This window comes from Lysinibacillus sp. FSL L8-0126 (genome assembly GCF_038630385.1).
GTDB lineage: Bacteria > Bacillota > Bacilli > Bacillales_A > Planococcaceae > Lysinibacillus > Lysinibacillus fusiformis_D.
On the sequence record NZ_CP152028.1, the window covers coordinates 3,881,465 to 3,907,586 of the forward strand.

The window sequence follows — 26,122 nt, forward strand, 5'->3', positions numbered from 1 at the left end:
GAGGTGTGCTTTCAATGATAGCAAAATCAAAAAATCTATATATTATTTGGAGCGTTTTTTCTTTATTCATACTCTCTATGAATCTACGAGCTTCCATTACATCCATCTCACCCGTGCTGAAAAATATCCAGGCCGATTTACAGATGTCGAGTGTTGTCGTCAGTTTACTAACGGCTTTACCCGTTTTTTGTATGGGGCTTTTTGCACCACTGGCTGGAAAGTTAAGTGCACGGTGGGGCATTGAGCTGACGATTGCGTTATCGATTTTATTAATTGGCGTATCAACTGCATTACGTTTAGTAGCGACTTTCCCTTTTCTTTTATTATTGACAGCTGTCTTTAGCGGAATAGGCATTGCCATTACAGGTCCACTAATTTCTGGTTATATTAAAAAGCATTTTCCTAAATCCTCATCCTCGATGATTGGTGTTTATTCAGCTGGCATGGGGATTGGTGCATCTTTAAGTGCTGGCTTAGTCGTGCCTGTTATGCATGCTTTTCACCAATCTTGGAACATCGCTTTAGCGATCTGGTCTTTGTTTGCACTAGTAGGAATCATCGTTTGGATTCCTATTATAAAAAAATCACATCAATCACAAAACATAGCAGAGCAAGCTGTCAGTCAAAAAAGCCGACTACCTTGGGGAAATCGTTATGTTTGGCTTTTGATGGTGATGTTTGGTTTACAATCGGGTGTTTATTATTCCTTGGCAACATGGCTTGCGCCAAAAGTACAGGACATGGGTTATAGTGATGCATATGCCGCAACAACGGTTACTATTTTTTCTGTTATGCAAATGATTTGTAGCTTTATTATTCCAATTATCATTAATAATAGTGTGAAGAGAAAACCTTGGATGCTACTATGTGCTTTCAGCTCCTTTATCGGCATCCTATTATTAATAATTGGCGGGACTTCCCCAATTCTCTGTGCCGCATTAACGGGGATAGGTGCTGGTGGTTTATTCCCATTAGCTATGATTCTGCCTTTAGATGCAACGACTACACCAAAAGCTGCAAGCGAATGGACAGCCATGATTCAATTTGGTGGCTATATTATTAGTGGAATTATTCCGATGCTTGTTGGGGTCATAAAAGATGTCACTAATACATTTGACGTTGCCCTTTTCGCCCTATTAGTGGTAATGTTTGTTCTCATGCTGCTAACGTTAAAAGTGAGAACAAAAACCGATTCAACTATTCGTATACTTTCCTAATAAACAAAAGGGGAGTCACTTCATGTGACCTCCCCCTTTTCATGTTGAAAGATGATGTTAATTTGATTTCTGTTCCGTCAGCATCCGATAAGCTACTTCATCTATGATGCTAATCCCCTAAGAGTGATGCTTGCTCTACTCCAATCTAAAGTGGCTTTTTGTCTTTCTTACTAGTAAGTAGTAATGAATAAAATAGCACATCATTAGGAGAAGAATACGCTCTTATTTTCAATGTGAAGAAGTATTAGTCACAACAGCCATCGATAAAATGAGGGATGAACACCTTCATTTTATTTGTGCAACCTTTGCTAAAAAGATACCACTTTTATTGAGTTTCAACCAGCATAGATAATGGCTACCCCACTTTGCTCTGTTACAAATACCTCTACATGTAAAGAAAATCCTCGTGGAAAACATTGTCTAACTCCTCTATTGGAGGAAATAGTCCCCCTCTACATCATTGTAAAGAGTAAGGCACTATCCCCTCTGCCAAAAATCAATTGTAAAGGTGATTTTCCCATCGGCTAATGTGGATTTAGTCGTGTAACCTAATTGTTCAGCAAGACTTTTCACTGTGGCGAGACCGAGACCAGTTCCTGAAATATGCTTGTTTCGAGAGCTTTCCCCTACATAAAATGGCTGCCATATTTTAGAGATATCTGGCAGTGTAGTATCATTCGTAATTTCTAGCCTCCCATGTGAATCGAAGCAGATGAATATGTCACGACCAGAGGTATATTTGACAGCATTACTGATCAAATTCTCTACAATAAAATGGACTTTCTCTTGCTCGGTGTTTAGCATGAATTCGGTTAGTTCTGATTGAAGAAAAATTTGTTTATCTCCCTGCAGCGGCTGATAGCTATGAATGATTTGTTGCAGTAGCTGAATAACATCAAAGCTGGATACTTTCGAATCGTTTTCTTCAGTTCTAGCGAAATAAAGCATATCTGTGATGATTTTTTCCATTCGATCTATTTGCTGATGAATAACGGTTAAATAGGTTCCATCATCCATCCCATCTTCCATTCCACTTGCATATACGTTGATTAAGGCAAGAGGCGTCTTTAACTCATGTGTTAAGCCTACCATAAATTGCTTCAAATCCAGATTTCGTTGCGTTAATTGCTGTTGGGCTGATTCCAGTGTTTGACTCATTTTATTAATGCTTTTGGCTAATTCTTCGATTTCATCACCTGTTTGAATGTTTGCCTGCTGAAAATTTAGTGCGCCAATTTCCTGTGCCACTTGTTGTAGCTTATTTAATGGATTGGTCAGCTTGCGCGATAAGAGGGCTGTCACCATGATAATTACTAAAATACTGGCAATTAAAAAGACGAAATTAAAGCGATTGATAAAAGAAGCAATATCCGTAAAATGAGCCATAGAGGCCCCAATCATTATAAGCTGGTTTCCCTCTTTGGCATAATGCACAAGAAAGCTCGATTTTTGTTTTCCTTGATCATACAGTTTGCCTACTATTTTTTCTCCAGCTATGTCTTGTAGCACTTCTTCTGAAACCCAAAATTTATTAAGAGCGATCTGTTCTCTCGCCAGCTGTAGTCTTAAATTTTCGTTCAGATTATCGATAGAGCCTTCAAGAGGCACAGTGATGATTGTGACATCAAATTGTCGTTCCACTAGGCTAGGTTCATCCTTGGTCTGATACGTTTCATAAGCGTCTGCTACTTTTTTATTTAACTGATAGAGATAATATTTAGGCAGAAAAAATTGGCTGACGACAAGCGAAATCGTAAACGTGACAATCACAACGAATGTGATATAAATGGTTAATTTAGTGCCAATTTTTTGCTTCATTCGCTTGTACTATAGCCAACACCTCTATGTGTTTGGATAATGTCCTCTCCTATTTTTTCTCGTAATCGTCGAATATGTGTATCGACGGTACGAGGATCTCCGACATATTCCAGTCCCCACACTAAATCTAAGAGCTGATCTCTCGTTAAGATTTGTCTGCGATTCTGGCTAAAAACGCGTAACAGCTCGAATTCTGTTTTGGTTAACTCAATTTCTGTCCCTGCTCGCCAAACGCGCTTGCTAGCGATATCGAAGGATACTTCCTTTAGTTGCTGGACAGACTCTATGTGCAGCAATTTTTTCACCCTCATAATGATTACCTTTGGATAAAATGGTTTATGGACATAATCATCAGCTCCATCTGCTAGCGCTTGAAATTCATCCTCACCAGTGTCCCTTGCTGTAAGCATTAAAACCTTGATTTTTTGTGTTTTTTTCATCTCACGACAAACTGTAATGCCATCTATTTTAGGCATCATCCAATCTAAAATCGCTAAATCAATTTTTTGTTGATAAAATATCGCAAGTGCTTCCTCCCCGTTTATAGCAGTAAAGACAGTGAATCCCTCCCTTTGAAAATAGCTTTGTAAAATCTTTAACATATCTAATTCATCATCAGCAATGAGTATATTCATTTTATAGAACTCCTATTGATCATATTTTCCTAAATGATATTGTTCGATAATCGCAATTAATTTTTCAGGATATAAAGGGTCTGTCGAGTAATTGCTTTTTTTTAAGGCATAGGCTGCCTCTTGATAATTGGTTGCCTTCAGCACCTCATCATATTGATGGGCATTCCAGCTCGTTCCATTTAATAATAGCTGACGATGGTCCTTTAATGCACTTTTCCAATCAGGATAGGCTCGAAATTCAGCTTCGGTTGTATAGCTTTTATTGTTTTGATATTCCATTGTCGGCATTTTGATGGACTTCCCTTGATACCGTCCCTTTATCCCAAACAAATTATTGGCATTGACAGCCAATTCACTCCGTCCAAAATTGGATTCTAAAATAGCCTGCGCGATTGTTATACTAGGCAATATCTCTCCGTTTTGTTGATGTAATGCAACAGCGATTGGCGCAATGTCGTCGACAAATTTCATTTCATCGTTATTGTCCTGCCCACATAGTTTGGCTACGTACAAGCTTATCATTACTGCAAATAAGATGATGATTATTTTTTTCATAGTGTTTAACCTCAATTCCATTCATGTGATGCTTGTATCGTAAAACAACAATGTTACAGCCATTTGACAAAATATCATAAATGGCTAAAAAAAGCCCGCACCTTTGAAGGTACGAGCTAGTATTCATGTTATTTTTGCTTTGATGAATTTTTGTTAAAAGCACTCATGTCCAGACTAACAATGGGATGTTAAAGGGAACATAAAGTTACCTTGTAGGAGTGGGTTTTTCGATAGGATGAATAGGGCGTCGTCATCATTTGGTGTGATGGTTGTTGTCATGTCGTCCATCGCAAAGTTAGGTGTGAAATAAAATACCACCTTTTTCGTTGTTTGTTTTACAATGCTTGCTAACACAGCCTCCACATTGATTGCCTGCTGGGAGATGATATCGTAAATATTTAATATCCCGTCCTCTTCCTCCATTAACACAATGGTTGCTAAATCTTCTAAATAGTAAATGGCATGTTGGAATACTAGGGTGAAATAAAACATTAATAAACTCTCGTTTTGTTCAACATCTACAATATTTGAAAGGATATGACGATTTTTCGCATAGTTTTCAAGGAGTGTTAGATCCTGTTCAATTGTCAACTGTCGGACGATGGCATCCTCCCTCAGTGGAATAGGCTTTTCCGTGAGGTCTAAGCTAAATTCGCTTTCATGAATTCGTGTAAAGCCAAACTTTGGATAAAAATCTAGTACCGTATCATTGGCAAAAAGATACATAAAATCACAGGCATCTTCGTATTCCTTGAGAATATGCTGCATTAACTGCTTAGCCAAACCTTGATGGCGATACTTTTCATCGGTCATCACCGTACCAATTTGAATCCCTTTTAATTGTTGACCATTTATTAGTACAGACATTTTATGAATAGAGGCATTGGCAATCACTTTTCCTCCCTGAACAAAAGAATACGGAATATATCGATCATTCCAATAGCCTTTGTTGTACCAGCCTCTAAAATCTAAGCCGAATGTTTCGATGGCTAAATCATTAAAGCTGGCCTTCAATTTTTCATCATGACGATAATTACTCACTAACTCATATTTTATCACGTCTATTCCCTCCGATTTTATGTTTTATTAGCTCATTATTGTGGGAATACTCACCTCCTAAAAACAGAAAAAAGACCTTATGAGAACAAACTCATAAAGTCCTTTGTTATATACAGAAAATAATGCTAGCCACTTAAGTAACTACCAATGATCTCTGTTTACATGGATCAGACAGGATTATGCTGCTCTTCGTTATCGCAAGAGGGCCATACTAAATAAACCCTATAATTCACAAAAAATTATAGAATAGCCCCTTTATTAAATTCATTGGAATTTAATTTGCGATAATTAGTTTTAGCATAAACGGCTGATCTCCCTTCTGTTTTTAAGAATACTATTATACTACCACTTTTTGTTAAGTACTGTCTACTTGATGATGAAAATGAAGGAAATAAGTATAGAATACCCCTTTCAAGACAATTCTATAAAAGAAGTTAGCAATGAAGGGAGCCTACAATTCATCATGAAATTTAAACTACCTTTCAATAAACAACAGCCACCTTCCATCAAAGAGGCACCTAAAGAAAATCTTGTGAGGGTTGCACATACAACAGAACATTTTATTCAATCAATCAAAAATGCAACAAATGATCCAGCTGATTTAATTATTAAATCACTTCCTCCAAACTTGACCCTTATTTATATCGATAACTTAATTGATGATCAATCTTTGAATAATGATATTATCGCCTGTTTACAGAACAAGCCACATGAAACACCAGAGGACATTGTGATGGCCCTTTCTATTGCTGAAGTTAGTCAAGCCAGTTTATTAAAGGAAACTGTAGCGTCAATGGTCAATGGATCTGTTGTGATTCATGTAGACGGTAGCTCACAAGTGATTTTAGGCAATATTGCTAGCCGAGAATCTAGAGCTTTGTCAGCTCCTGAAAATGAATCACAAGTAATTGGTACACAGGTTGGTTTCAATGAGAGTCTTTCAACGAATATTTCCTTAATTCGTCGCTACATAGTAAGTCCGAATCTTTGCAATGAAAAAATAAAAGTTGGCACGCGCACCAATACGTCTGTTTCACTCCTATATATGCATGGGATTGCTAATGATCAAATGATCCAGACGTTACGCCAGCGAATTACAGACCTTACGATCGATGAATTGCTCGATAGTGCGGTTCTAGCAGAAATGATTGATGATAATTCATTATCAGTCTTCCCACAGATGCTGCTGACGGAAAGACCTGACAGATTTTGTGATGCGGTTTTAGATGGTAAGGTGGGCGTTCTTGTAGATGGTAGCTCAATGGCCATCATTGGCCCCCAAGCCTTTACTGAATTTTTCCAAAGTCAAGAAGATCAAAATTTAAGATGGCAAATTGCCACATTTCTTCGTTTATTACGGCTTACTGCCTTCTTTTTGTCCGTTTATTTAACACCTTTTTACGTGGCAGCTTTGACCTTTCATTACGAGGTAATTCCGCAAGCCTTCCTCGTACCATTAAGTGAATCGAGGGCTTTGGTTCCGTTCCCACCGATATTTGAAGCTTTACTGCTGGAAATTATCATTGAATTACTGAGAGAAGCTGGAGCCAGATTGCCAACTAAAATTGGACAAACCATTGGTATCGTTGGCGGTATCGTTATCGGGACAGCAGCTGTACAGGCAGGTATAACAAGTAATATTTTACTGATTATTATTGCACTAAGTGCTTTAGCATCATTTACCTCACCGAGTTATATGATGGGCAATGTGATTCGTCTTATTCGCTTTCCCATTATTATACTTGCAGGATTTTGGGGTTTTTACGGCATCATGCTGGCTTTTTGTTTTATTCTTATTCATCTGTTACGCCAGACAAGCTTGGGGGCACCATATATGTCTCCTTTCTACCCACCAAGATTGAAGGAAATGCGGGATAGTATTATCAGAATGCCCATTCCCTTAACAGCAAAAAGACCAGCTTTAACAAGACCGAAAGATGATTATAAATTCGAGCCTGAGCCTGTAAAACCGGAAAAAAGTTGAACTGAAGGTGAGATAAATGGCAAAACCTATACAACTTAGCCCTAAAGATATGATCAATGCTTATTTGCTTTTTTTTGTGGTACACGGTGCACAAATTGGGGTTGGTATACAGGGATTTCAACGCATTATCTATCAAGATGCAAGACAAGATGCATGGATTTCAGTTCTACTGGCTGGTATTGCTACACATATCGTCACATTTTGTATGATTAAAACTTTAGAAATCTATGGCTCCAATGATTTATATGGAATTCAAATCGATATTTTTGGCAAATGGATTGGCAACTTTTTAAATGTTATGTATGTCATCTATTGTTCTGTAGCATTCTTTTCCGTTTTGCGAAACTATATAGAAGTTATACAAGCATGGATTTTCCCAAGTATTGGGACATGGTTTCTATCTGCTACGTTATTAATCATTATTATTTATGCCTTTACGGGTGGGCTTCGAGTAATTGTTGGGGTGTCTTTTTTTAGTATCATCCTATCGTTATGGATTATGCCGATGTTAGCCTTCCCTTTGAAGTATTCCTCAGCAGAAAGTCTCTTTCCTATTTTAGAAAACGACTTTCGCTCGATTTTAAAGGGTGCCCATTCAATGACTTTTACCATCATTGGCTTTGAAATTTTGAACGTGATTTATCCCTTTGTGAAAGACAAGGAAAATGTTAGAAAACCTGTCCATTTAGGGTTATTAGCTTCAACGGTCATCTATTTAGCCGTCATGCTGGTGTCTATCACCTACTACAGTGAAGGCAAACTACTGAAAACAATTTGGGCAACTTTGACATTGTTTAGCTTTATTAGCTTCCCTTTCATGGAACGCTTTGAATTTGTAGCCGTTTGTTTTTGGATGTTGATTATTTTACCTAATCTTTGTCTGTATTTATGGGCGGCCTATCGGGGAGCAATTCGATTAGTCAATATAAGTGGAACGACTTTTGTCTGGATACTTTCGTTCTTTGTTTTCATTGGAACATTACTTATTCAAACACGCACACAGATCAATACAATCAACACGGTGTTTGGACAAGTGGCATTTTTTGTGATCTTTGTCTACCCTCTTGTGCTATGGCCAATCGCCCTACTGAAGAAGAACCTCACATCAAAGAAGGTGAAAAAGAATGAACAAGCTTAAAGGAAAATGGTTGGTTCTTCTATCGATTGTTTTTTTATATGGATGTGCCCAAACGAATATTTTGGATAAAGTAGGATTAACCACTTTAGTCGGCTACGATATAGGAAAAGAAGAAAAAATTGCAACGACAGCCGTCATACGTGAGGTAAATCCTGAATTCCAAAGTAATGTGGAAGTTCTAACAACAGAAAACGATACAAGTAAAGGGAATCGAATGGAAGCCAATCGCAAGCTTTCGAAAAAAATCATGGTTGGTCAAATGAGGGTAATTTTGTTCGGTGAAGAACTTGCGAAAGAGGATCTTCGTTATTATCTTGATACAAATCTAGAAAATGCAAGTGTCAGCAATGGAATCTTTATGGCAGTTGTGGAAGGCGAAGCAGCACCATTACTGAAATACGAATACAAAAATATCGAGGACATTGGGCAGCATATTTTTAGGCTCATCGAACAAAACGTCAAGCAGGAATATATGATTTCGTCCACGCTTCATCAAATTGCCCACGATTATTATTCAATTGGCAAAGATTTAGCTATGCCCATATTAAAAAGAGATGATGAGCTAGTGGAGTTAAGTGGTGTCGCTCTTTTTAAAGGAAGTAAAATGGTCAGCACCCTACCAGTTAAAGATAGCTTTTACGTAAAAATCGTTCGAGACACATTCAAAGTGGGACTATATGAAACTATACTGGACAACGAAGATGTTCCATCCAAGATCCTTCAAAAAAAAGCCAACAAAATCACAGTAGCCTTTGATGCGATTCATTCGAAAAGAGAAATACAATTAATCGATGCGGATAAACCAACATTTGACCTAAACATCAAAATCAAGTCAAGAGTATTAGAAGTGTACCCAGATATTAACCAAGGTGACCCAAAAAGTGTATCGGCACTAGAAAAAGCGATTGAGAAAAAATTGTCGAAGGAAGTATCAAGAGTGATTGCCCATAGTCAGGAAGTCGAATCCGATATTTTTGGTTTCGGTGAAAAATACCGAAGCTCTGTGAGACATTCTGAACTCACTAAAGAAAAATGGCATAAGATGTATAAAGATATGAAAGTAAATGTCCATGTTGATTTTGTGATTTTACGGAACGGTGTTTTTGAATAAGCTACTGCAATGGTTGCCCTGTCATGATCGTCAAAAAGTGGTGGAAAAATTTCTCGTATTGGATATCAAAGGCAATACGATGTTTTTTCTCGCCATTGTTTATACTTTCATAAGGCCGTGTTTCAGCAATGCTTTGCCCTCTTGCAGGGCCTTCTAATTTATCGACAACAGTTACGGGATAGGACTCATATATAAACATGTCAGGCTCCATTATAGCCATCAGCGTTAACGCATCATGCACAGGGCTCCCTAAAAGTGAGGGGTCCCGTTCTTGATAAAAGCGAGTATAGTATTCCATTAATGGCTTGAGGATTTTTGTTTGTCCAAATGAATCAATATAGTCTACCATACCTGGCGTGACAATCGCCTTTTGTGTAGCATTCAAGGGAATGATTGTGACATTCTTTGCATAGGTAAGCACGATATTAACCGCAAACGGATCACCATGAAAATTTGCCTCTGCCACTGTTGTGACATTGCCAGGAACCCAAAACGCTCCACCCATAATATAAAATTCCTTGACATGTTTCATAAGCTCTTTGTAGAGGATAAACATCGTTGCGAGCGAGGTCAATCGCCCAATATTAACAATTGTTAGTTCATCATTTTTATATCTTTCTATAATATTGACGATTTCAAAAAAGTTTTCAATTTTTAATTCATGATCATCATTTGGAATAATGGGTCCTAATCCCCGTTCGCCGTGTATTTCTGGATAGTAAGTCGGCTGTTCACCAGTTAAAGGTACTTCTGCTCCTAAAATAACGGGAATCCCTTGAGGGAAGTTAAACAATCTCATGACATAATAAATATTGGATACCGCATCTTCTCGCGATACATTGCCGTAGTCTGCCACTAACCCAACAATTTCTATTTCCTGATTGAGCCTGGCATAAATTAATGCTACGGTATCATCAATGCCAATATCCCCAAATAACAGCACTTTTTTTACCAAAGAATATCCTCCCTTTTCCTGCCAATCTGGCTATTCCTATAGTACGATGAAAAGCTCAAAGACGATACAGATTTGAATGTTTTTGGAAAAATTAGTGTGTGATTCTAGTCAAATGAAAGTAGCCCATCTGCTCAGTGCAAATGGGCTTTCTAACATATTGGCTTTAATTATTATGCTGTAAGAACTGATAAACCGCCATCATTTCCTGTTTATTCAGCTCACGAATGCGATTGAAAATAGGAATATTGGCAACTGCCTCAAGATGAGAGCCTTCTATTACTACATCACTGACAGTACCAGTTAGCCACGTTTCCACATCAATGCCATCAACAATTTGCTGGCGACCTTCATCGTTTATACCACTTGCACCACAGTTGACACATGGAACGGTTAATTTATGGACCCCATCATGCAATCCATCCTCTGAAAGCACCTTTTTCCCTTTGCAGAATGGACAACTATGACTAGCTTTTACTTTATTGATTTGAGTGACAATTTTTTTATAGCCAAATGCTTCATAAACATACGTTAATTTTTTGTATTTTCCATTCGTAAAATACTGGTCGATGATATTTTCTCTTGTCTCGTAAATATTGGCAAAATCACAGATGGTTACTTGGTTTTTTAGGCTGATGTTCTTTATATAATCTTGGATTTTGTCCCAGAATGGAAGTGCATTTTGTAGGACCATTTCATAGCCAACAAAGCTTGCTAGCTCTAATTCCAGCATTTTCAACGCTACTTGTATTTCTCTTGGCAATAAGGAGACATCTTGTAGAAGTGACATGTCACCCCCTACAATGGCTTTCAATTTTTCAAGTTGTGGTAAGTTCCCTACAGTTTTTATTACCACATCAAGAGGTTGACGAATCAAGTCACGAATATCTGTGTCCCCAAATTGTAATTTTTTCTGGTGGTTAAGCACAGTGCCATGACAAATTGGGCAAGGCATCATCTCTCTTGTTTCCTTCATTTGCTCCTTAATAAAGGATTTTGAAATGACGATATAGCGACCAATGATAAAGTTAAAACCTTCCCATTTCTTCGAAGATTTTGTTGCCTTATCATAAAAGGACTTATCCCAATACCCATATAAAAATGTATGCTTTTCTTCCTCAGTCATAGCATTGTAACTTTTACTAATGTCTTGACCAAGTTCATTTTTAATTTCTTCAAAAAGAAATTCCAGCTTCGCATGTTGATAGTATTTTAAGACTTCCATAATATCTGGGTGTAATAAGCCATCCCAAAATGGCACGTTTTTATCTTGTACGACTAGATCAAAATCGAATTTGGAAATTTCCAATCTCCCTGAACAGCTTGGACAATGATTGTCTTGGCTATAGAAATCGAAGCTTCTTGTATCCTTATTCGTTGGGTGTGCAGCGACAATATGATTAATCAGACCACCCATTTCATACAGAAAACTATACTGACTATATAAATGTCTTTCCAAGTCGATCGCAATAACAGGCGCTATTTTATTGGATTCGTAGTCACCGTAAATGAGACGTGCCATTGAAGATAGGCTTTTTAAAATGCCACCTTTATAAATATTTTCAGCCTTTTTAAAATAGCTTATAGGTTGGTCTTCTAAGTATTGAATACCATTTCTTGATGCGAGCGTAGACGCGATTTGTAATGGAGCCGTTTTTGTATAGTTAACCTGATTATAATAGTCCTCATGACAAACTACCTCAAGATGTGTCACAGGCTCCTGCTGTCTTTTACCAAAGTCTACAATGAAATCAGAGCTCTCTAACATATAGGTATTATGCTCAATCATGATGATAGAGATAGCTTCATCCTCAAGGATGTCCCTTACACTATCAATAAACTGGTTTAAAATGTTTTGAGATAATCCTTTAGAAGGCTCATCAAAAATAAACAGTGTATGTGGATTTCGGGAGTTCGCAAATAACTCCGATACTAAATGCACACATTGGAATTCACCAGTCGACAGCGATTGTGTTTTTCTTTCCAGTGTCAAATAGCCTAGCCCTAGTTTAATTAGTAAGCTTAAACGTTTATGGGCGATATCTTCATGAGGAAGTTCATCAATAATGTCTTCAATCGAGCGTTGGAAAATAGCATCAATGTCCTCGCTATATTTGGTTAGTTTCTTTTTAATATCGAGGAAAGTTGCGACAGTTGATCGACTAGTAATGGACTGATTCCGATCCTGCCCGACCATCACTAGTTTGTCCTTTGGATAGCGTTTGACAAAATCTTTAGCGATACACTCATTCACAAGCGTTGATTTCCCACAGCCAGACTCCCCAGTAAAAGTAATAAGTCGGTTTTGCGGAATGGTTATTTCGTCCATTTGTATATTGCGGCAATATAAGTCTCGGAATTGATAAAAGGATGTTGGCTTTGATGGGTTTCGTTCTGAATAGATAGGCTGTGGTCGAGGAGATTCTTCCACGATTTTACCGCCGTATTTCCCACTCCCTGGTCCAAAGAATAGGTGCTTATTTGCCGTATCTAGCACCGTATCTGAATGATCAATAAGCCAAATTTGGTTTTTAGTGCCCAACTGTTGGATTTGCTCTAAGATTTTTAGTAATGTGTCATGGTCAAGACCAACAGAAATTTCGTCGACAATAATGACCGTGTTTTCGCTAGTAGCCATGAATTCTGCTAAGTAAAGTCTTGTTAATTCTCCGCCCGACAATGTCCCCATAATACGATTTAATGTTAAATAGCCAATATTCATCTGGATAATATTTTGAAGAATATGTTGCTTCTCTTCACTTATATTTAATTCTTTTGATAAGGAATAGATCGTTTCGATACTGAAATTGTGAATATCAGAAATACTGTATGATTCATTCCATAAAGCTATTTTATGTTGCTCCACTTCAGAACTATAGCGTTTACCTGAGCATTTTTTACATTCTACATTTTTCGTCGTGCCACGTCCTTTACATGCAGGACACCAGCCTAATGCATTGTTAAAGGAAAACATCTCTGGAGAAAGTTGAAATTCATCCGCCAGTCGATTACGAATTTCTTTAAAAACACCCGTATGAGTACCAATCGTTGAACGTGGGTTACTGGAGATAGAGGATTTTCCTAAAAAAAGTACGAGGGGCATATCCTCCATTTTGATGGCACTGAAGTTCGTTTCCATAATGTTTGGAAATAAATATTGATACTCCGCCTTAGGTAATAAAGAAACGAGACGTTTTTTGGATTCTTCCCCAATCGTTTGACAAAATGTCGTTTTCCCTGAGCCAGACAAACCGGCTATACCCAATGATTGATGTTCTGGTAAGACGACATCTAAACGGTTGATATTGTTGGCAATTAGTTGATTGATCTTCATTTAGTTATCCTTCCATGTCTAGAAAATTAAAAAATTTGAGTGAAAATGAAAGAACACAATTCTTGCTACGGAATTGCGCTCTCCTTGTTATCGTTTGGTTTGTATTAGGCTAGTACTTTTTCAAGCTGTGTGCTCATATTCGTCCAAGCATATGTTGCCCCTTCGATTGCCCCTTGACGAGCTTTTGTTTCTTCGCTAAAGCCACTTTGATCAAGATGAAGCTGAGTCGTGCCATCTGAATCTTGTGTTAATGTCCATGTAACAGTCGTTGTTTCACCAGCACTTGTCCAAGTGTAAGATAATGTATGAGGCTCTTCTACTACAAGTACCTCACAGTCTACAATGCCGTCCCACCATTCATTTGGTTCAGCACGAAATTGAAATTTATGCCCAACGATTGGTTGGAAGTCATTATTCCAAATCCATTTTGCTAGCGTATCTGAATCGGTTAAAGCATGCCAAACCTGCTCGATTGAACTTGTAAATGTAAAATCTAATGATACATCTGGTTTCATTTTTTTTCCTCCAATAATAGATGTAATTTAGCGATTCTTTCTTTCCAAAATCCTTCATAAAACGATACCCAATCCTGTATTTCTTTCAACGGGGCCGCATTCAGCCGATACCTTGTCTCTCTACCTTCCTTGCGAGCAACGACAAGACCTGCATCTTTCAGGATGGCTAAATGTTTCGAAACAGCGGTACGCCCCATGTCAAATTGAGCGGTTAATTCGTGAAGCGGTAACTCATCTGTCTCTGCCAGTAAACGAATCAACTTTCGTCTTGTAGGGTCAGCAATGGCTACATAAACGTCACGCTCTTGATGATTATTATTCAAAACCACCACCCTTTCTAATAGGACACTAAATGGTGTCTTAATTATATGACACCATTTAGTGTCCAGTCAATGATTATTTTGGACAAAATGAGATGGATTCTATACCTATAAAGAAGAAACAGCCAAATGCAAAAAAAGTACAGAGGTGAGAGCCTTTGTACTTTTCGTTCATTATTATTTATTAGTATCTATTTCTTTAAATTTTTTATGCGAGCCATAAAAACCAGAGTATGTAGTAAGCCTATATGTTGACTCATTGTTTTCTCTATTACTCGAAATCGTTTATTTAAGAAACGCTCATTTGCCTAATCAACTTGTTTCAGTATTTTTTCAATGCTTTGCCACTTTCAGAAATTTCGTGATAACCATTAATCAATTTAGCTTCCCTAACTCTCGCGCTAGCCAGCTAACATATTGCTTTTCTTGATGAAGAGTGGCAATCATTTTTCAACGATAAGGATTTGACAAAGCACTTAATACTAATAGTAATTCATCCCCATTTAATGTATTTTTCCTCTGTAATCATTTTATTACACACGACCATATACATTAAAAGGAAAAACCATGATCATCACAAGAAAGGCTGTGGATTTACGCTAGTTCTAAAGGTAAAAATGCATAGTCTCCATCTCTTATAATTGGACATTTGCGCACAGCTATTGGCTGCTGAAAAAGAGGGCCATCAATGACGGTTGTATGGAATTCTCCTCCCTCCCCGCACGGGTCAATCTTACGAGCTTCTAGTTCTAATACATATTCAGGGGTAAGTATTCGCCCTAAATCATCCTCAGTCATGCCTAAGGATAAGTTGACCGTGACAATCATCGTGATAAATCCTAAGTTAATAAATTCATCGACTGCTTCGCGATGGTCCATTTCCCATAATGGCATGCCTAGCTGTAACCCAGCATTTTTTGTGACCTTATCATGCCAGCAGCCATGTGCAGGCATATCTAAGTCACCTGTCACTAACACTTCTGCCCCCTGCTGTTTTGCCTTTTCTAAAAGGTGCATAAAGACACTTTCGTAGTCTGCCCAACTAGCTGCAGCCGTAAAGACAGGCAATCCGATCGAGTCAGCCTGCGCCTGGATAAGCTCAGGTGGCATGCCGTGTGACCTCGAACGTTTCCCTTCCTCCTCTAGCATCACAAGCAGTCCTACAGCCTGACCTACCTGGGATGCTTTATATAAAGCTAAAGTACTGTCCTTTCCACCACTAAATGAGGCAATAAATGGACGATCTTGTGCATTCTGTTTCCAGCCTGTTGTATCTGTCATTCCCTTATCTCCTTGTCAAAAATAGTCTGTTAGCATCCTTATCAAAAAATTGAGTCATAGATAGTAGCATCATTTTTAATCGCTATATCCCCATTTCTTCAGGAAATTTTCAAGATATAACACCCCTTCATTTTATCATAAGTAGAATAAAAATTTGGCTAACTATGTTGGAGGGGCGCTATGAGTGATTATGTTATCAAATTAAGACAACTAGTTGGGACAATGCCTGTTATTTTAGTAGGTTCTACAGTAATTGTCTTAAATCAGACGAGAAAAGTTCTACTTCAATTTCGTGCTGATATCGAAATGTGGGGATTACCTGGAGGAGCAATGGAGCCAGGGGAAACCCTTGAAGAAACAGCGAAACGAGAGCTGTATGAAGAGACAGGACTATTTTAAATATCCTAATGGGGATGAGGTATTCGGCGTAACGGCAGTCTTTTTAACTGATCAGACAGATGGAAGGCTCACTATGATGGATGGCGCAAGCTTAAAATTGGACTACTTCCCGAAAGCAAAGGATTTAATTGATCGCCACCTCATAACAACAGCCTCCTAATTAAATAGGAGGCTGTTGTAGTCGTTATTAATAGGCTTGTGCAAACCAAACCGTATGTTTAGCTTCATTTCCACAGCCAATACATGTTGTTTTTGTTGTTGGTGGATTAAACGGCATATTACGAGATGTATATTTTGTTTCTTCCTTCACTTTTTCCTCGCATGCATCTTCTCCACACCAACCAGCTAGTACCCAGCCAGGAATTGTACCGTTTGCTTTGGCTGCTTCAATATGCTGTTGTAATTGTGGTAATGAATCAATCATTGTATGTGTGTTTGCTTCACGGAACTGACGTGCTTTTTCGAGTAAGCGCGCTTGCATGGTTGTTAATTCTTCTTCAATGGCTGTGATAATCGTAGCTAAATCAATTGTTCGTTTTTCCTCTTCATCACGGGCTTTAAGTAGAGCTTGATTGTTGTCAAGATCACGCGGTCCTAATTCAATGCGAACTGGCACCCCTTTTAGCTCCCATTCATTAAACTTAAAGCCTGGTGATTGGTCCGAATCGTCAAGGCGTACGCGAATGCCCTTCGCTTTTAAAGCGACAAAAATTTCATCTAAATGCTCCATAATTTGAGGGTTCTTTTTCCATGGTCCCACTGGAATTAAAACAACTTGAGTTGGCGCGATACGTGGAGGTAAAACAAGCCCCTGCTCATCACCATGTACCATAATTACCGAGCCGATTAAGCGCGTAGATGTACCCCAAGATGTTGTGTGTACATACTCATGCTGGTTCGCTTTATTTAAATACTTAATGTTAAAGGCTTCTGCAAATTTCGTACCTAAATAATGAGATGTACCAGCTTGCACAGCCTTGCCATTTTTCATCATCGCCTCAATCGAATACGTATCGACAGCACCTGCAAAACGTTCAGAAGGGGTTTTTTGTCCGTCATAAACTGGAATTGCTAGTACTTGTTCTACAACTTCTTTATAGATTTCAAGCATTTGCATCGTTTCTTGACGAGCATCCTCTTCATCGACGTGCGCTGTATGTCCTTCTTGCCATAAAAATTCAGATGTGCGAATAAAAGGAAGAGTTTTCTTTTCCCAACGGAAGACGTTTGCCCATTGATTAATCAAAACGGGTAGGTCACGGTAGCTTTTAATCCAATTGGAGTAAAGATGGCCAATCATCGTTTCAGACGTTGGACGTAGTGCCAGACGTTCTTCTAATTGTTCCCCTGCTGCCTCTGTTACCCAAGGTAGCTCAGGTGAGAATCCTTCGATATGATCCTTTTCTTTTTGGAAGAAAGATTCAGGAATAAGCATTGGGAAATAGGCATTACGATGCCCTGTCTCTTTAAAGCGACGATCCATTTCCTCTTGAATATGCTCCCAAATCTCATAGCCATCAGGTTTAAAGGCAATACAGCCACGAACAGGTGTATAATCCATTAAATCAGCTTTTTGGATAGTCTCAATATACCATTTCGAAAAATCTTCTAATTGTTTTGACATGTGATCTCCTCCAATTTTTGTTAAATCATTGTTGCCTTGGTGTAAGAAAAACAGTGCCATCTACCAGGGCGTTTAGCTTGTTTCAGCGAGCTGTTACTATCAAGCTGAATGAAAAAAGCACAAAGCTGTCCTCTGAATAAGGACGTCTTTGTGCTGGATAGACGTGGTACCACCTTGATTTAGCTTTAAGTAGAACTTAAAACCCTCTCACGTTTGGTAACGAAAACGACTCGGTTATGTTTGCATAACATCTCCGTGGTAGGTGTTCAGTAAAGAAGCGGTGATATAGCTCTCAGCAATTGCTATATTTTCTGTCTCACAATTCTTACTTACTTGGCCACATCATCAAATTGAATATTGTCTGAACTGTTTGGCTTTATCCCACTTTAGCAAAATCATTCAGGAATAGCAATTCATAACTGGTCTATTTTGTCACAGAATTAACGATTAAATCTGTAAAATCATCTACAGACAATGGCTTACTGAAATAATAACCCTGCACATACTCACAGCCATGCTCACGAAGTACGTTCAATTCAGCTTCTTCCTCGACACCTTCAGCAACTACTTGAAGATTTAAAGCATGTGCTAAGGAAATCATAGCTGAAATCATCGCAATCCCTGATTTTTCAGGCACAATGTCACGGACAAAGGCACGGTCAATTTTAAGGACATCCACAGGGAATTTTTTTAAGTAGTTTAACGATGAATAGCCTGTCCCGAAATCGTCTAATGAAATCGTAATGCCCAATGCCCGTAATTGCTTGATCGTATCAATTAAATCTTCCGTATAATCAAGCATACTCATTTCCGTAATTTCAATTTCTAATAAGTGTGGGTCAATGCCTGTTTCTGCAATGACTTCACACACCATGTCCACAAAGCTACTTGTACTAATATGAATCGGAGAAATATTGACGGCTACGCGCAATGTTAAATTATGTGCTTCATTCCAAAAACGAGCTTGAGCACAGGCTTTATGTAATACCCAAACACCGATATCATTAATAAGCCCACATTCTTCTGCAAATGGAATAAAACGATCTGGTGGAATATGACCTAATTCAGGATCATACCAGCGTAGCAAGGCTTCCATGCCAATGACCGTATCTGTTTTTAAATCAATTTTAGGCTGGTAATGTAATTCTAAGCGGTCCTGTTTTAATGCTTGGTGTAATTTTGTTTCTAATAGAAGCCATTTATCGTTGGCTTCATCCATATTGTCACGGTATAAACGGTACTGATTTCCACGCGTAGATTTTGCTGCATACATGGCAATATCCGCATTTTTCAATAATTCTTCTACAGAGTTTGCATGATCTGGGAATATACTAATGCCGATACTGATGCTTGCATAAAATTCATAGGTATCGACTATGAAACTTTCATTGAAGACATTAATGATTTCTTTGGCCATTTCGTCAATGCGACTGACGTCATTTAAAATCATGACAAATTCATCACTATTGTGGCGATAGAATGAATTAGATGTATAATCAACATTTCGTAGACGATTCGACATTTCCACTAAAAACATATCGCCGATAATATGACCAAGCCCGTCGTTAATGTGTTTGAATCGATTCACATCAATGAAAAATAACGCAAATTTATCTCCTGTACGTCGAGATTGATGGAATTCATTTTCTAAACGCTGTTCTAGTTTACGACGATTTGGCAGTCCTGTTAATTCATCGTGATAGGCAATATGGGTAATTTTTTTTATGTCCTTTTGCGCTGTAATATCGACGCGAATGGCGATATATTGATAAGGCTTTCCCTTTTCATCAAGGAATGGGAAAATCGTTGTCTTTACCCAATATAAACTGCCATCTTTCGCACGATTGCACACCTCGCCATTCCACATATCACCATTACCTATTGTTCTCCACATCTCTCTAAAGAAAGATTTAGGATGGAAGCCTGAGTTAAGTAAACGGTGATCTTGACCTAATAATTCTTCACGCGTATACTTCGAAATTTTGCAAAAATGATCATTAACAAACGTAATTTTCCCGGTACGATCGGTAATCGCTACAATGATGGAACTATTCATGGCGGAAAAGATATCTTGTAATTCTTTTAGACTATAGTTCATTTGATTAATGCTATTAGGCGTGATATTCATCATTTTCATTCTCCGTTCATTAAAATATGAAGGGTTTGGTACTTTTGCTTTATCTTACAGCGAGGTATAAAGTTGTGGTATATCGCCCTTTTTTATGTAATTATATTATAGTCTTAGAAAAGCAGTTAATTCAACCCAAATATCAAAAACATCTAAAGCCCTATTTGAGGATTTATGAGAAAATAGCCAAAAAATAGCGGTTATAAACACCCTAAATTTACCTAATCGTAAAGTTTTTTGATACTTTTGTACTATTGAAAGTGCTTTCTTTAGGCTATTTATCTATTAAATACAAATTTCAATTATGCTAGATAAAGAGAATGCAGCTATGTAAATTTTTTGTGAAAGCAAAAATACCTTACGAACCCACAGAGGTAATAAGGTATTTTACAAGTTAAGAAACCTCATATTCGATTGACTCTTCTGATGATTTTGCATATTGGTTATATGCATGTAACTGCTCTTGCGATAAATTTAAAATATAATAGTGAAAATTAATAGGCTCGAGTCCGTGCTCCTCACATACTTGGCGGTAAAATTCATAACCCTCTCGATAATCTGTCACCCTTCTAACTTCCTTTCATGATTGCTACTAAATGTGGTTTTTGATTTTTGTTATATAACAGTAATATTATTTTCTAAAAATATATAACAGAGTATGATGCTTGTCAATAAATTATCTGAAATTTCTTTTATAAATCACAAAAGCCCAAACCATTGTATTTAGTATGGCTGGGCTTTTCATAAAATATTCACGTCGGCTTCCGTCATAACCACGTCCTTTAAATGCCTAATTGTTTTGCTTGCATGTTATAAGCAGACAGTTGTTGCTGTGATAACTGTAATACATAATAGCGGAAAGAAATTGGCTCTAATCCATAACGCTCACACATTTCACAATAAAATTCATAGCCGTCTCGATACTTTGTCATTAAAAATTCCTCCTTGATTTGAAAACTGTTTTATAACAGTTGTTATTATTTTTATTTAATATATAACAGATTATGTAGCACGTCAAGAGGTTATGATAGAAAAAACATATAACAATAAAAGGAATTTGGCTCACACTTGTGTGCTCAAATCCCTCTATACTTACTTACCATATGTTTATTTCATTATTTCTTGTATTTGCTCGATATGACGCTGCTCGTGTAAATAAACCATTTCAATCCATTGATCGAGTGGCAATGTACCTAAGGCTGGGTGCTTCACAGCATATTTTGTTAAAATTTCAGGTTCTTCGATTGTTTGTAAAAAAGCGAGAAAATTCATTCTTGATGTGGCTAGTAAATCTAGCATCTCCTGAACGGTAAAAGGCTGATCTATTGGCTCCACAATAGTTGGTGCTTGAAATTTTTTTGTTCTATCCAAAACAACAAGCTGAACATTTTTTCTTGCAGGTGATGATTGTTCTTGGGCTTGTAATCCCCATGTAATGGCTTTTTTGGCTGCTTCCTCTACTAACACAAGATGATGACAGATTTGTGCTACACTCCAGCTTTGTGCATCTGGTTTGTCATTAAAGCTTGTATTGTCTAAGTTTTGAATCGTTTGAAGTAATTGCGCCCTTGTTGCGTCGAATTGTTCTTTTGCTACTAACATCATAAGTTAACCCCCTTCATTTGGCATACTACTATATTCGACAGAGAGGGGTAAAAATCATCTCTCGCGCACAATATTAAAGGGATTATTTTCTAAAACATGTTGTAGCTGCTCGTCCTCTATATGCGTATAAATTTGAGTCGTCGCTACACTTGAATGTCCTAAGATATGCTGTAAGCTCCGAATATCTGCACCTGCTTTATACATCATAGTCGCAGATGTATGACGCAACTTATGTGGTGTAAGTCGTTCCTTTTGAAGACCTGATTGTTGATTAATACGTTTCACGATTTTGGCAACAGTTTGGCGCGTAAAGCGTGTTCCTTTTTGTGAGACGAAAAGAGGCTCATCCCCGTCCCCCTTATAAGGCGTTTTCCCACTATTTTCATAATCTGCGAGTGCCTGCAAACAGCTATCGTTTAAGTAGACAGTACGCTCCTTATTGCCCTTCCCGACAACCGTTAAATAACGTCCTTGAATAGATGTTTTATTGAGCTGGCAAAGCTCCGTCACACGTATTCCTAAATTTAAGAAAAACATCATCATACAGTAATTTCTTGGTGATGCCTGATTTGTTGGTATTCCATCAATAAATTGAGTAGCCTCTTGAAGATTCATATAAATTGGTCTTTTTCGGCCAATTTTTGGTGTTTCTAATTCTTCTGCTGGATTTTCCTCAATAAGTCGACGTTTTCCTTTCAAGTACTTGAAAAAGGATTTTAATGTCGCCACTTTTCGTGCCCTCGAAGCAGCAGAATTTCCTCGCTGTACCTCACAGTACTCCATAAAGTAATAAAGATCCTCTAATGTAATATCACGAATTTCTTCTATTGTAATAGTGGCAATATCAATGGCTACTAAATTTTCTATATCCAGATCCTCCTGGATTGCTTTATGGAAACGGAAAAATAAGGTTAGGTCATATTCATATTCTTTTCTTGTGCGCTGTGATTTTCCTTTGATGGTCGTTAAATAAACTAGAAAATCCTTCATGAATTTCGGTTGCTTGGTATTTTGCATGCTAATCACCTCTATTTGCTCTATTTTACCATGAAAAAACGTTCCCAAATATAAATTTGGGAACTTTATTGAAAAAAATGCCCTTTTTCACGATATAGAACAAATGTTCTTTTTAAGCGATAAAAAAATCCCCTTTTTTAAAAAAGAGGATTTCCTTTTAAATCTTTTGTGACAGTTGCAGGAAAATAGTCATAAAGTTCACGTTAAATGAATATTAAAATCTAGTATACTTCATCTTGATTCAGCTTAAATGCTTGTCTTGCCCACCTTCTACTAAACCGTCAAAAAGGGCTATGTCTTATGGCAATATCGGAGTGATTAATATCAAGTAACTTCTACTTGGTAGCTTGAGTATTGTTTATTTACTTGAAAACAAAGTTACGAGAAGTCGCAATTCGCTTGCCCTGTGAGACGCTTTGAAAAAATAGAAGATGGGTCACTACCCATGTCGATTCGTCTCACAACACGAATGGTATTATTTTACAAAAACTGAATAAGCACCGTCTGCCTGTTTTGTTAGTGACCAGTTTGTCGATAACATTTGCTGAAGTCTTGCGACTGTCTCCTCATTACACGTTAAATGCTGGATACCTGTTTCTAACAGTTGGTAATCCTTCCCTTCTTCTAATTGAAAGCGAAGCTGCAATAAACGTTGGATGCCTGGCAATGTTACATACTTGATTCGATAATGGCCATGGTACGCTTCTATGAATTGTTGTTCCCCTTCTTTATAAAGAGCCATTGTCTCATTAAATTCATAGTTTGGTACTTGTTCTTGCCAAGCTGATACATCCCCCGTACGTAAAGCGCCTAAGATCTCTTCTTCTGAAAAATTTAATTTAGATAGTTTATCTAATTCATAAGCTTGCATTAAATTAATGATGGTCATGATTGTTAGCTCCTTATATGTATTTATTCACAGTGTAACATGTTTTCACTACTACTTGAATTCGGAGGCGATCCATATGATGAATTTATATGATTCTAGTCTGTTTTTCGATGAAATGTTTGATGGCAATCAGCCGAAGCCTCATTATCAATCTTTTCATCATAAGCTATCCTTTTTTTCTCAGGAGCAACTTGAAGAAAAGTATCGACAAGCACAAGCAAGCTTTCTCAGACAAGGAATTACCTTTACGGTCTATGGAGCGCAAGATGGAACTGAGCGTACAATGCCCTTTGATTGTGTCCCCATTATTATTCCTCAAACGAAGTGGGCCATGATTGAGGCAGGCGTCAAACAGCGTGTGCAAGCCCTCAATTTATTTTTGCAGGATGTTTATGGGCAACAAAGGATTATTCGAGACGGTTTTATTCCAAGACAGCTTGTTGAAAATAATCCGTATTTTACAGCAACAATGATGGGTTTCCAAGTACCGATTGCGAATCATATATTTTTAGCAGGCATTGATTTAATACGGGATGAAAAGGGTGATTATCATGTATTGGAAGATAATTTACGCAACCCTTCTGGCATTTCCTATGTCTTTGAAAATCGTGATGTCATGAAGGAAGTGTATCCTGAATTTTTCTCTAAGCATACCATCCAACCACTTGATAAACACATCGCTTATATGAAAAAAGCACTTCTTGTGCACCGCCCACCTTCCATGCAAGCAGAGAGAGAGCCTAAAGCCGTGCTACTAACAGCTGGCATGTACAATTCAGCGTATTACGATCATGTTTTTTTAGCCCAGCATTTAAATATACAGCTCGTAGAGGGTCGTGATTTAGTGGTACAGGATTTGAAGGTATATATGAAAACCATTTATGGTCTACAGCAAATAGATATAATTTATCGTCGTATTGATGATGATTTTTTAGATCCTGTTGTCTTTCGTGAGGATTCTTTATTGGGTGTTCCTCATTTAATGGCTGCCTATCAAGCGGGGCATGTCGCCATCTTAAATGCTGTTGGCAACGGGGTTGCTGATGATAAAGCAATGTATGCCTATGTACCAGAGATGATTCGGTATTACTTGCAGGAGGAGCCTATTTTACCGAATGTGAAAACCTATCATTTAGGAGATGATAAGCAACGAGCATGGGTGCTAGAACATATTCAAGAGCTAGTCATTAAGAATGTGAGTGCCTCTGGCGGCTATGATATGTTGATTGGCCCGCATGCTAGTGAGGAAGAAATTGCTTTGTTTAAGCAAAAAATTAGCAAGCAGCCATTTCAATATATTGCACAACCAACGATTAAATTGTCTAGAGCCCCTGCCTTTCAAAATGGACGATTTTATCCTTGTCATGTCGATTTACGAGTTTATGTCACGAAGGGTGAGGATTGTTATGTGTTGCCTGGCGGTTTATCTCGAGTGGCACTACAAGAAGGATCACTTGTCGTAAATTCCTCACAAGGCGGTGGTGCTAAGGATACGTGGATACTAAAGGAGGAGTTGCAGCATGCTAAGTCGAGTAGCCGACGCGCTGTACTGGATGGCACGGTATAGTGAACGCACACAATCAAATGCACATATATTACAGGTACAGCTGTTGAATATGTTGGAGCAATCGGGGCAAGAACATGCTTATCTTGATCATTGGGAGGCTGTCTTAGCTATTTGTGCCTCTAAGGAGGAATATTTAGCGAATTACTCAGCCATACGTGTCAACCCATTGATTGACTATCTACTTTTTTCCGAGAAAAATGGCAATGCCCTCCACGTTACATTACGTGCCATACGAGAAAATGCACGGGTTACGCGTGATAGTATACCAACTGAGCTATGGGAAATACAAAATGCCTTTTATTTAACGAAGCAACAGGCCATACTGACAAGAGAACGCCCAATCCCACTTATTGAACTTCAAGCATTTTTACAGGAAGTAAGAAAAACTCTATGGATGGAGACCGGGTTAATCGAGAGCACAATGGATCGTGATCTTCCCTTTTATTTCATGCAGGTTGGTAAATGGCTTGAACGTGCAGAAAAGACGTTGCGGATGACGTTAAGTATAGTGGAACAACAGAAGCTGTCTGGCCTATCCCTGTTAGAGGATGATGGTAGCTTTTTATTGGCGCTTACAGCAGCAAGAGAGTCTTATATGCGGAAACATTGCCAGACGAATTTACTTGCGGTTATTCGCTATTTAGTACAGGATGAGCATTTCCCATGTTCTGTGATGTTTTGTCTAAAGAAAATAGAGGAAGCTATTACGGCGATTGAACATGATTCTTTATCCTCAAGATTTTTAACACTGCATACAAGCATTCGTAGCCTCATCCTAGCAATCAATCATCTTGATTTTTGGCAAATGACTCTTGAAGAAACGATGACTATAATGGAGGAAAGACTGTCGCAATGTATAGCTTTTAGTGATACCTTTTCGACAGTTTATCATTTATATGAACCCAGCATACAACCTTGAAAGGAACCCACCACAGCTCCCTTTCAACAGGCAAGTCAGTAAGCAGAAGGAAGCG

General features: G+C 38.0%; 22 protein-coding genes, 1 pseudogene and 1 other annotated feature. Of the genes and pseudogenes, 7 read left to right on the top strand and 16 right to left on the bottom strand.

Annotated elements, in window-relative coordinates:
* Positions 1-14: 14 nt before the first annotated feature.
* Entirely contained in the window at positions 15-1,217 is a 1,203-nt protein-coding gene (locus MHI34_RS18755; RefSeq protein WP_342503787.1) for an MFS transporter, read from the top strand.
* Between the two features lie 477 nt (positions 1,218-1,694).
* Here MHI34_RS18755 and MHI34_RS18760 read toward each other — a convergent pair whose 3' ends face one another.
* The 4 genes from MHI34_RS18760 to MHI34_RS18775 all read right to left on the bottom strand — a co-directional run bounded on the left by MHI34_RS18760 (position 1,695) and on the right by MHI34_RS18775 (position 5,284).
* Positions 1,695-3,035, bottom strand: coding sequence for a HAMP domain-containing sensor histidine kinase (locus tag MHI34_RS18760; RefSeq protein ID WP_342503788.1), 1,341 nt, complete (start codon positions 3,033-3,035; stop codon positions 1,695-1,697).
* Positions 3,032-3,670 (bottom strand): response regulator transcription factor, encoded by a 639-nt coding sequence (locus MHI34_RS18765; protein WP_342503789.1) that lies wholly within the window; start codon positions 3,668-3,670, stop codon positions 3,032-3,034. The genes MHI34_RS18760 and MHI34_RS18765 overlap by 4 nt, the downstream gene beginning before the upstream one ends.
* A gap of 12 nt (positions 3,671-3,682) precedes the next feature.
* Complete coding sequence (locus MHI34_RS18770) at positions 3,683-4,225, bottom strand: glycoside hydrolase family 73 protein (RefSeq protein WP_101966653.1); 543 nt, start codon at positions 4,223-4,225, stop codon at positions 3,683-3,685.
* Between the two features lie 174 nt (positions 4,226-4,399).
* Positions 4,400-5,284, bottom strand: a complete 885-nt coding sequence (locus MHI34_RS18775) for a GNAT family N-acetyltransferase (RefSeq protein ID WP_101966652.1) — start codon at positions 5,282-5,284, stop codon at positions 4,400-4,402.
* A gap of 463 nt (positions 5,285-5,747) precedes the next feature.
* Between MHI34_RS18775 and MHI34_RS18780 the strand changes: the two genes are divergently transcribed.
* Genes MHI34_RS18780 through MHI34_RS18790 form a run of 3 tightly spaced genes read left to right on the top strand, consistent with a single transcriptional unit; the run spans position 5,748 to position 9,517 of the window.
* Positions 5,748-7,268 carry a spore germination protein gene (locus tag MHI34_RS18780; protein ID WP_101966651.1) on the top strand — a complete coding sequence of 507 codons (1,521 nt, stop codon included), beginning with the start codon at positions 5,748-5,750 and terminating at the stop codon, positions 7,266-7,268.
* 16 nt (positions 7,269-7,284) lie between these two features.
* A complete protein-coding gene (locus MHI34_RS18785; RefSeq protein ID WP_036126393.1) occupies positions 7,285-8,406 on the top strand; it encodes a GerAB/ArcD/ProY family transporter in 1,122 nt (373 codons plus the stop codon).
* Positions 8,393-9,517 (top strand): Ger(x)C family spore germination protein, encoded by a 1,125-nt coding sequence (locus MHI34_RS18790; protein WP_271913426.1) that lies wholly within the window; start codon positions 8,393-8,395, stop codon positions 9,515-9,517. The genes MHI34_RS18785 and MHI34_RS18790 overlap by 14 nt, the downstream gene beginning before the upstream one ends.
* 1 nt (position 9,518) lies before the next feature.
* Here MHI34_RS18790 and MHI34_RS18795 read toward each other — a convergent pair whose 3' ends face one another.
* The 5 genes from MHI34_RS18795 to MHI34_RS18815 all read right to left on the bottom strand — a co-directional run bounded on the left by MHI34_RS18795 (position 9,519) and on the right by MHI34_RS18815 (position 15,919).
* Entirely contained in the window at positions 9,519-10,472 is a 954-nt protein-coding gene (locus MHI34_RS18795) for a nucleoside hydrolase (protein ID WP_058844414.1), read from the bottom strand.
* A gap of 163 nt (positions 10,473-10,635) precedes the next feature.
* Positions 10,636-13,803, bottom strand: a complete 3,168-nt coding sequence (locus tag MHI34_RS18800; RefSeq protein WP_340808995.1) for an ATP-binding cassette domain-containing protein — start codon at positions 13,801-13,803, stop codon at positions 10,636-10,638.
* A 104-nt stretch (positions 13,804-13,907) separates the two neighbouring features.
* On the bottom strand, positions 13,908-14,318 hold the full coding sequence (locus tag MHI34_RS18805; RefSeq protein ID WP_036126406.1) for an SRPBCC domain-containing protein: 411 nt from the start codon (positions 14,316-14,318) through the stop codon (positions 13,908-13,910).
* On the bottom strand, positions 14,315-14,641 hold the full coding sequence (locus MHI34_RS18810) for a metalloregulator ArsR/SmtB family transcription factor (RefSeq protein WP_080717129.1): 327 nt from the start codon (positions 14,639-14,641) through the stop codon (positions 14,315-14,317). The genes MHI34_RS18805 and MHI34_RS18810 overlap by 4 nt, the downstream gene beginning before the upstream one ends.
* 591 nt (positions 14,642-15,232) lie before the next feature.
* Positions 15,233-15,919, bottom strand: coding sequence for a diphthine--ammonia ligase (locus MHI34_RS18815; protein WP_036126409.1), 687 nt, complete (start codon positions 15,917-15,919; stop codon positions 15,233-15,235).
* A 180-nt stretch (positions 15,920-16,099) separates the two neighbouring features.
* Between MHI34_RS18815 and MHI34_RS18820 the strand changes: the two are divergent.
* A pseudogene (locus MHI34_RS18820) lies at positions 16,100-16,478 on the top strand (NUDIX domain-containing protein).
* A gap of 27 nt (positions 16,479-16,505) precedes the next feature.
* Here MHI34_RS18820 and proS read toward each other — a convergent pair.
* The 7 genes from proS to MHI34_RS18855 form a co-directional block, all read right to left on the bottom strand.
* Complete coding sequence (gene proS / locus MHI34_RS18825; protein ID WP_058844416.1) at positions 16,506-17,942, bottom strand: proline--tRNA ligase; 1,437 nt, start codon at positions 17,940-17,942, stop codon at positions 16,506-16,508.
* Positions 17,943-18,077: 135 nt separating this feature from the next.
* Positions 18,078-18,297: a binding site (T-box leader), on the bottom strand.
* 69 nt (positions 18,298-18,366) lie between these two features.
* Positions 18,367-20,073 carry a GGDEF domain-containing phosphodiesterase gene (locus MHI34_RS18830; protein ID WP_271913421.1) on the bottom strand — a complete coding sequence of 569 codons (1,707 nt, stop codon included), beginning with the start codon at positions 20,071-20,073 and terminating at the stop codon, positions 18,367-18,369.
* Positions 20,074-20,464: 391 nt separating this feature from the next.
* Entirely contained in the window at positions 20,465-20,635 is a 171-nt protein-coding gene (locus MHI34_RS18835) for a hypothetical protein (RefSeq protein WP_058844418.1), read from the bottom strand.
* 217 nt (positions 20,636-20,852) lie between these two features.
* On the bottom strand, positions 20,853-21,002 hold the full coding sequence (locus tag MHI34_RS18840) for a hypothetical protein (RefSeq protein WP_036126419.1): 150 nt from the start codon (positions 21,000-21,002) through the stop codon (positions 20,853-20,855).
* A gap of 175 nt (positions 21,003-21,177) precedes the next feature.
* The gene (locus MHI34_RS18845; RefSeq protein ID WP_058844467.1) at positions 21,178-21,672 is read right to left on the bottom strand and encodes a DinB family protein; all 495 of its coding nucleotides are present in this window, start codon (positions 21,670-21,672) and stop codon (positions 21,178-21,180) included.
* A 57-nt stretch (positions 21,673-21,729) separates the two neighbouring features.
* On the bottom strand, positions 21,730-22,692 hold the full coding sequence (locus MHI34_RS18850) for a tyrosine recombinase XerC (protein WP_036126422.1): 963 nt from the start codon (positions 22,690-22,692) through the stop codon (positions 21,730-21,732).
* Positions 22,693-23,167: 475 nt separating this feature from the next.
* Positions 23,168-23,581: a hypothetical protein gene (locus MHI34_RS18855; protein ID WP_271913417.1), complete on the bottom strand. Its 414-nt coding sequence runs from the start codon at positions 23,579-23,581 to the stop codon at positions 23,168-23,170.
* Between the two features lie 76 nt (positions 23,582-23,657).
* Between MHI34_RS18855 and MHI34_RS18860 the strand changes: the two genes are divergently transcribed.
* Together MHI34_RS18860 and MHI34_RS18865 are read left to right on the top strand one after the other, a co-directional pair.
* Positions 23,658-25,148: a circularly permuted type 2 ATP-grasp protein gene (locus tag MHI34_RS18860; RefSeq protein ID WP_058844420.1), complete on the top strand. Its 1,491-nt coding sequence runs from the start codon at positions 23,658-23,660 to the stop codon at positions 25,146-25,148.
* A complete protein-coding gene (locus tag MHI34_RS18865; protein ID WP_342503790.1) occupies positions 25,102-26,067 on the top strand; it encodes an alpha-E domain-containing protein in 966 nt (321 codons plus the stop codon). The genes MHI34_RS18860 and MHI34_RS18865 overlap by 47 nt, the downstream gene beginning before the upstream one ends.
* Positions 26,068-26,122 lie beyond the last annotated feature (55 nt).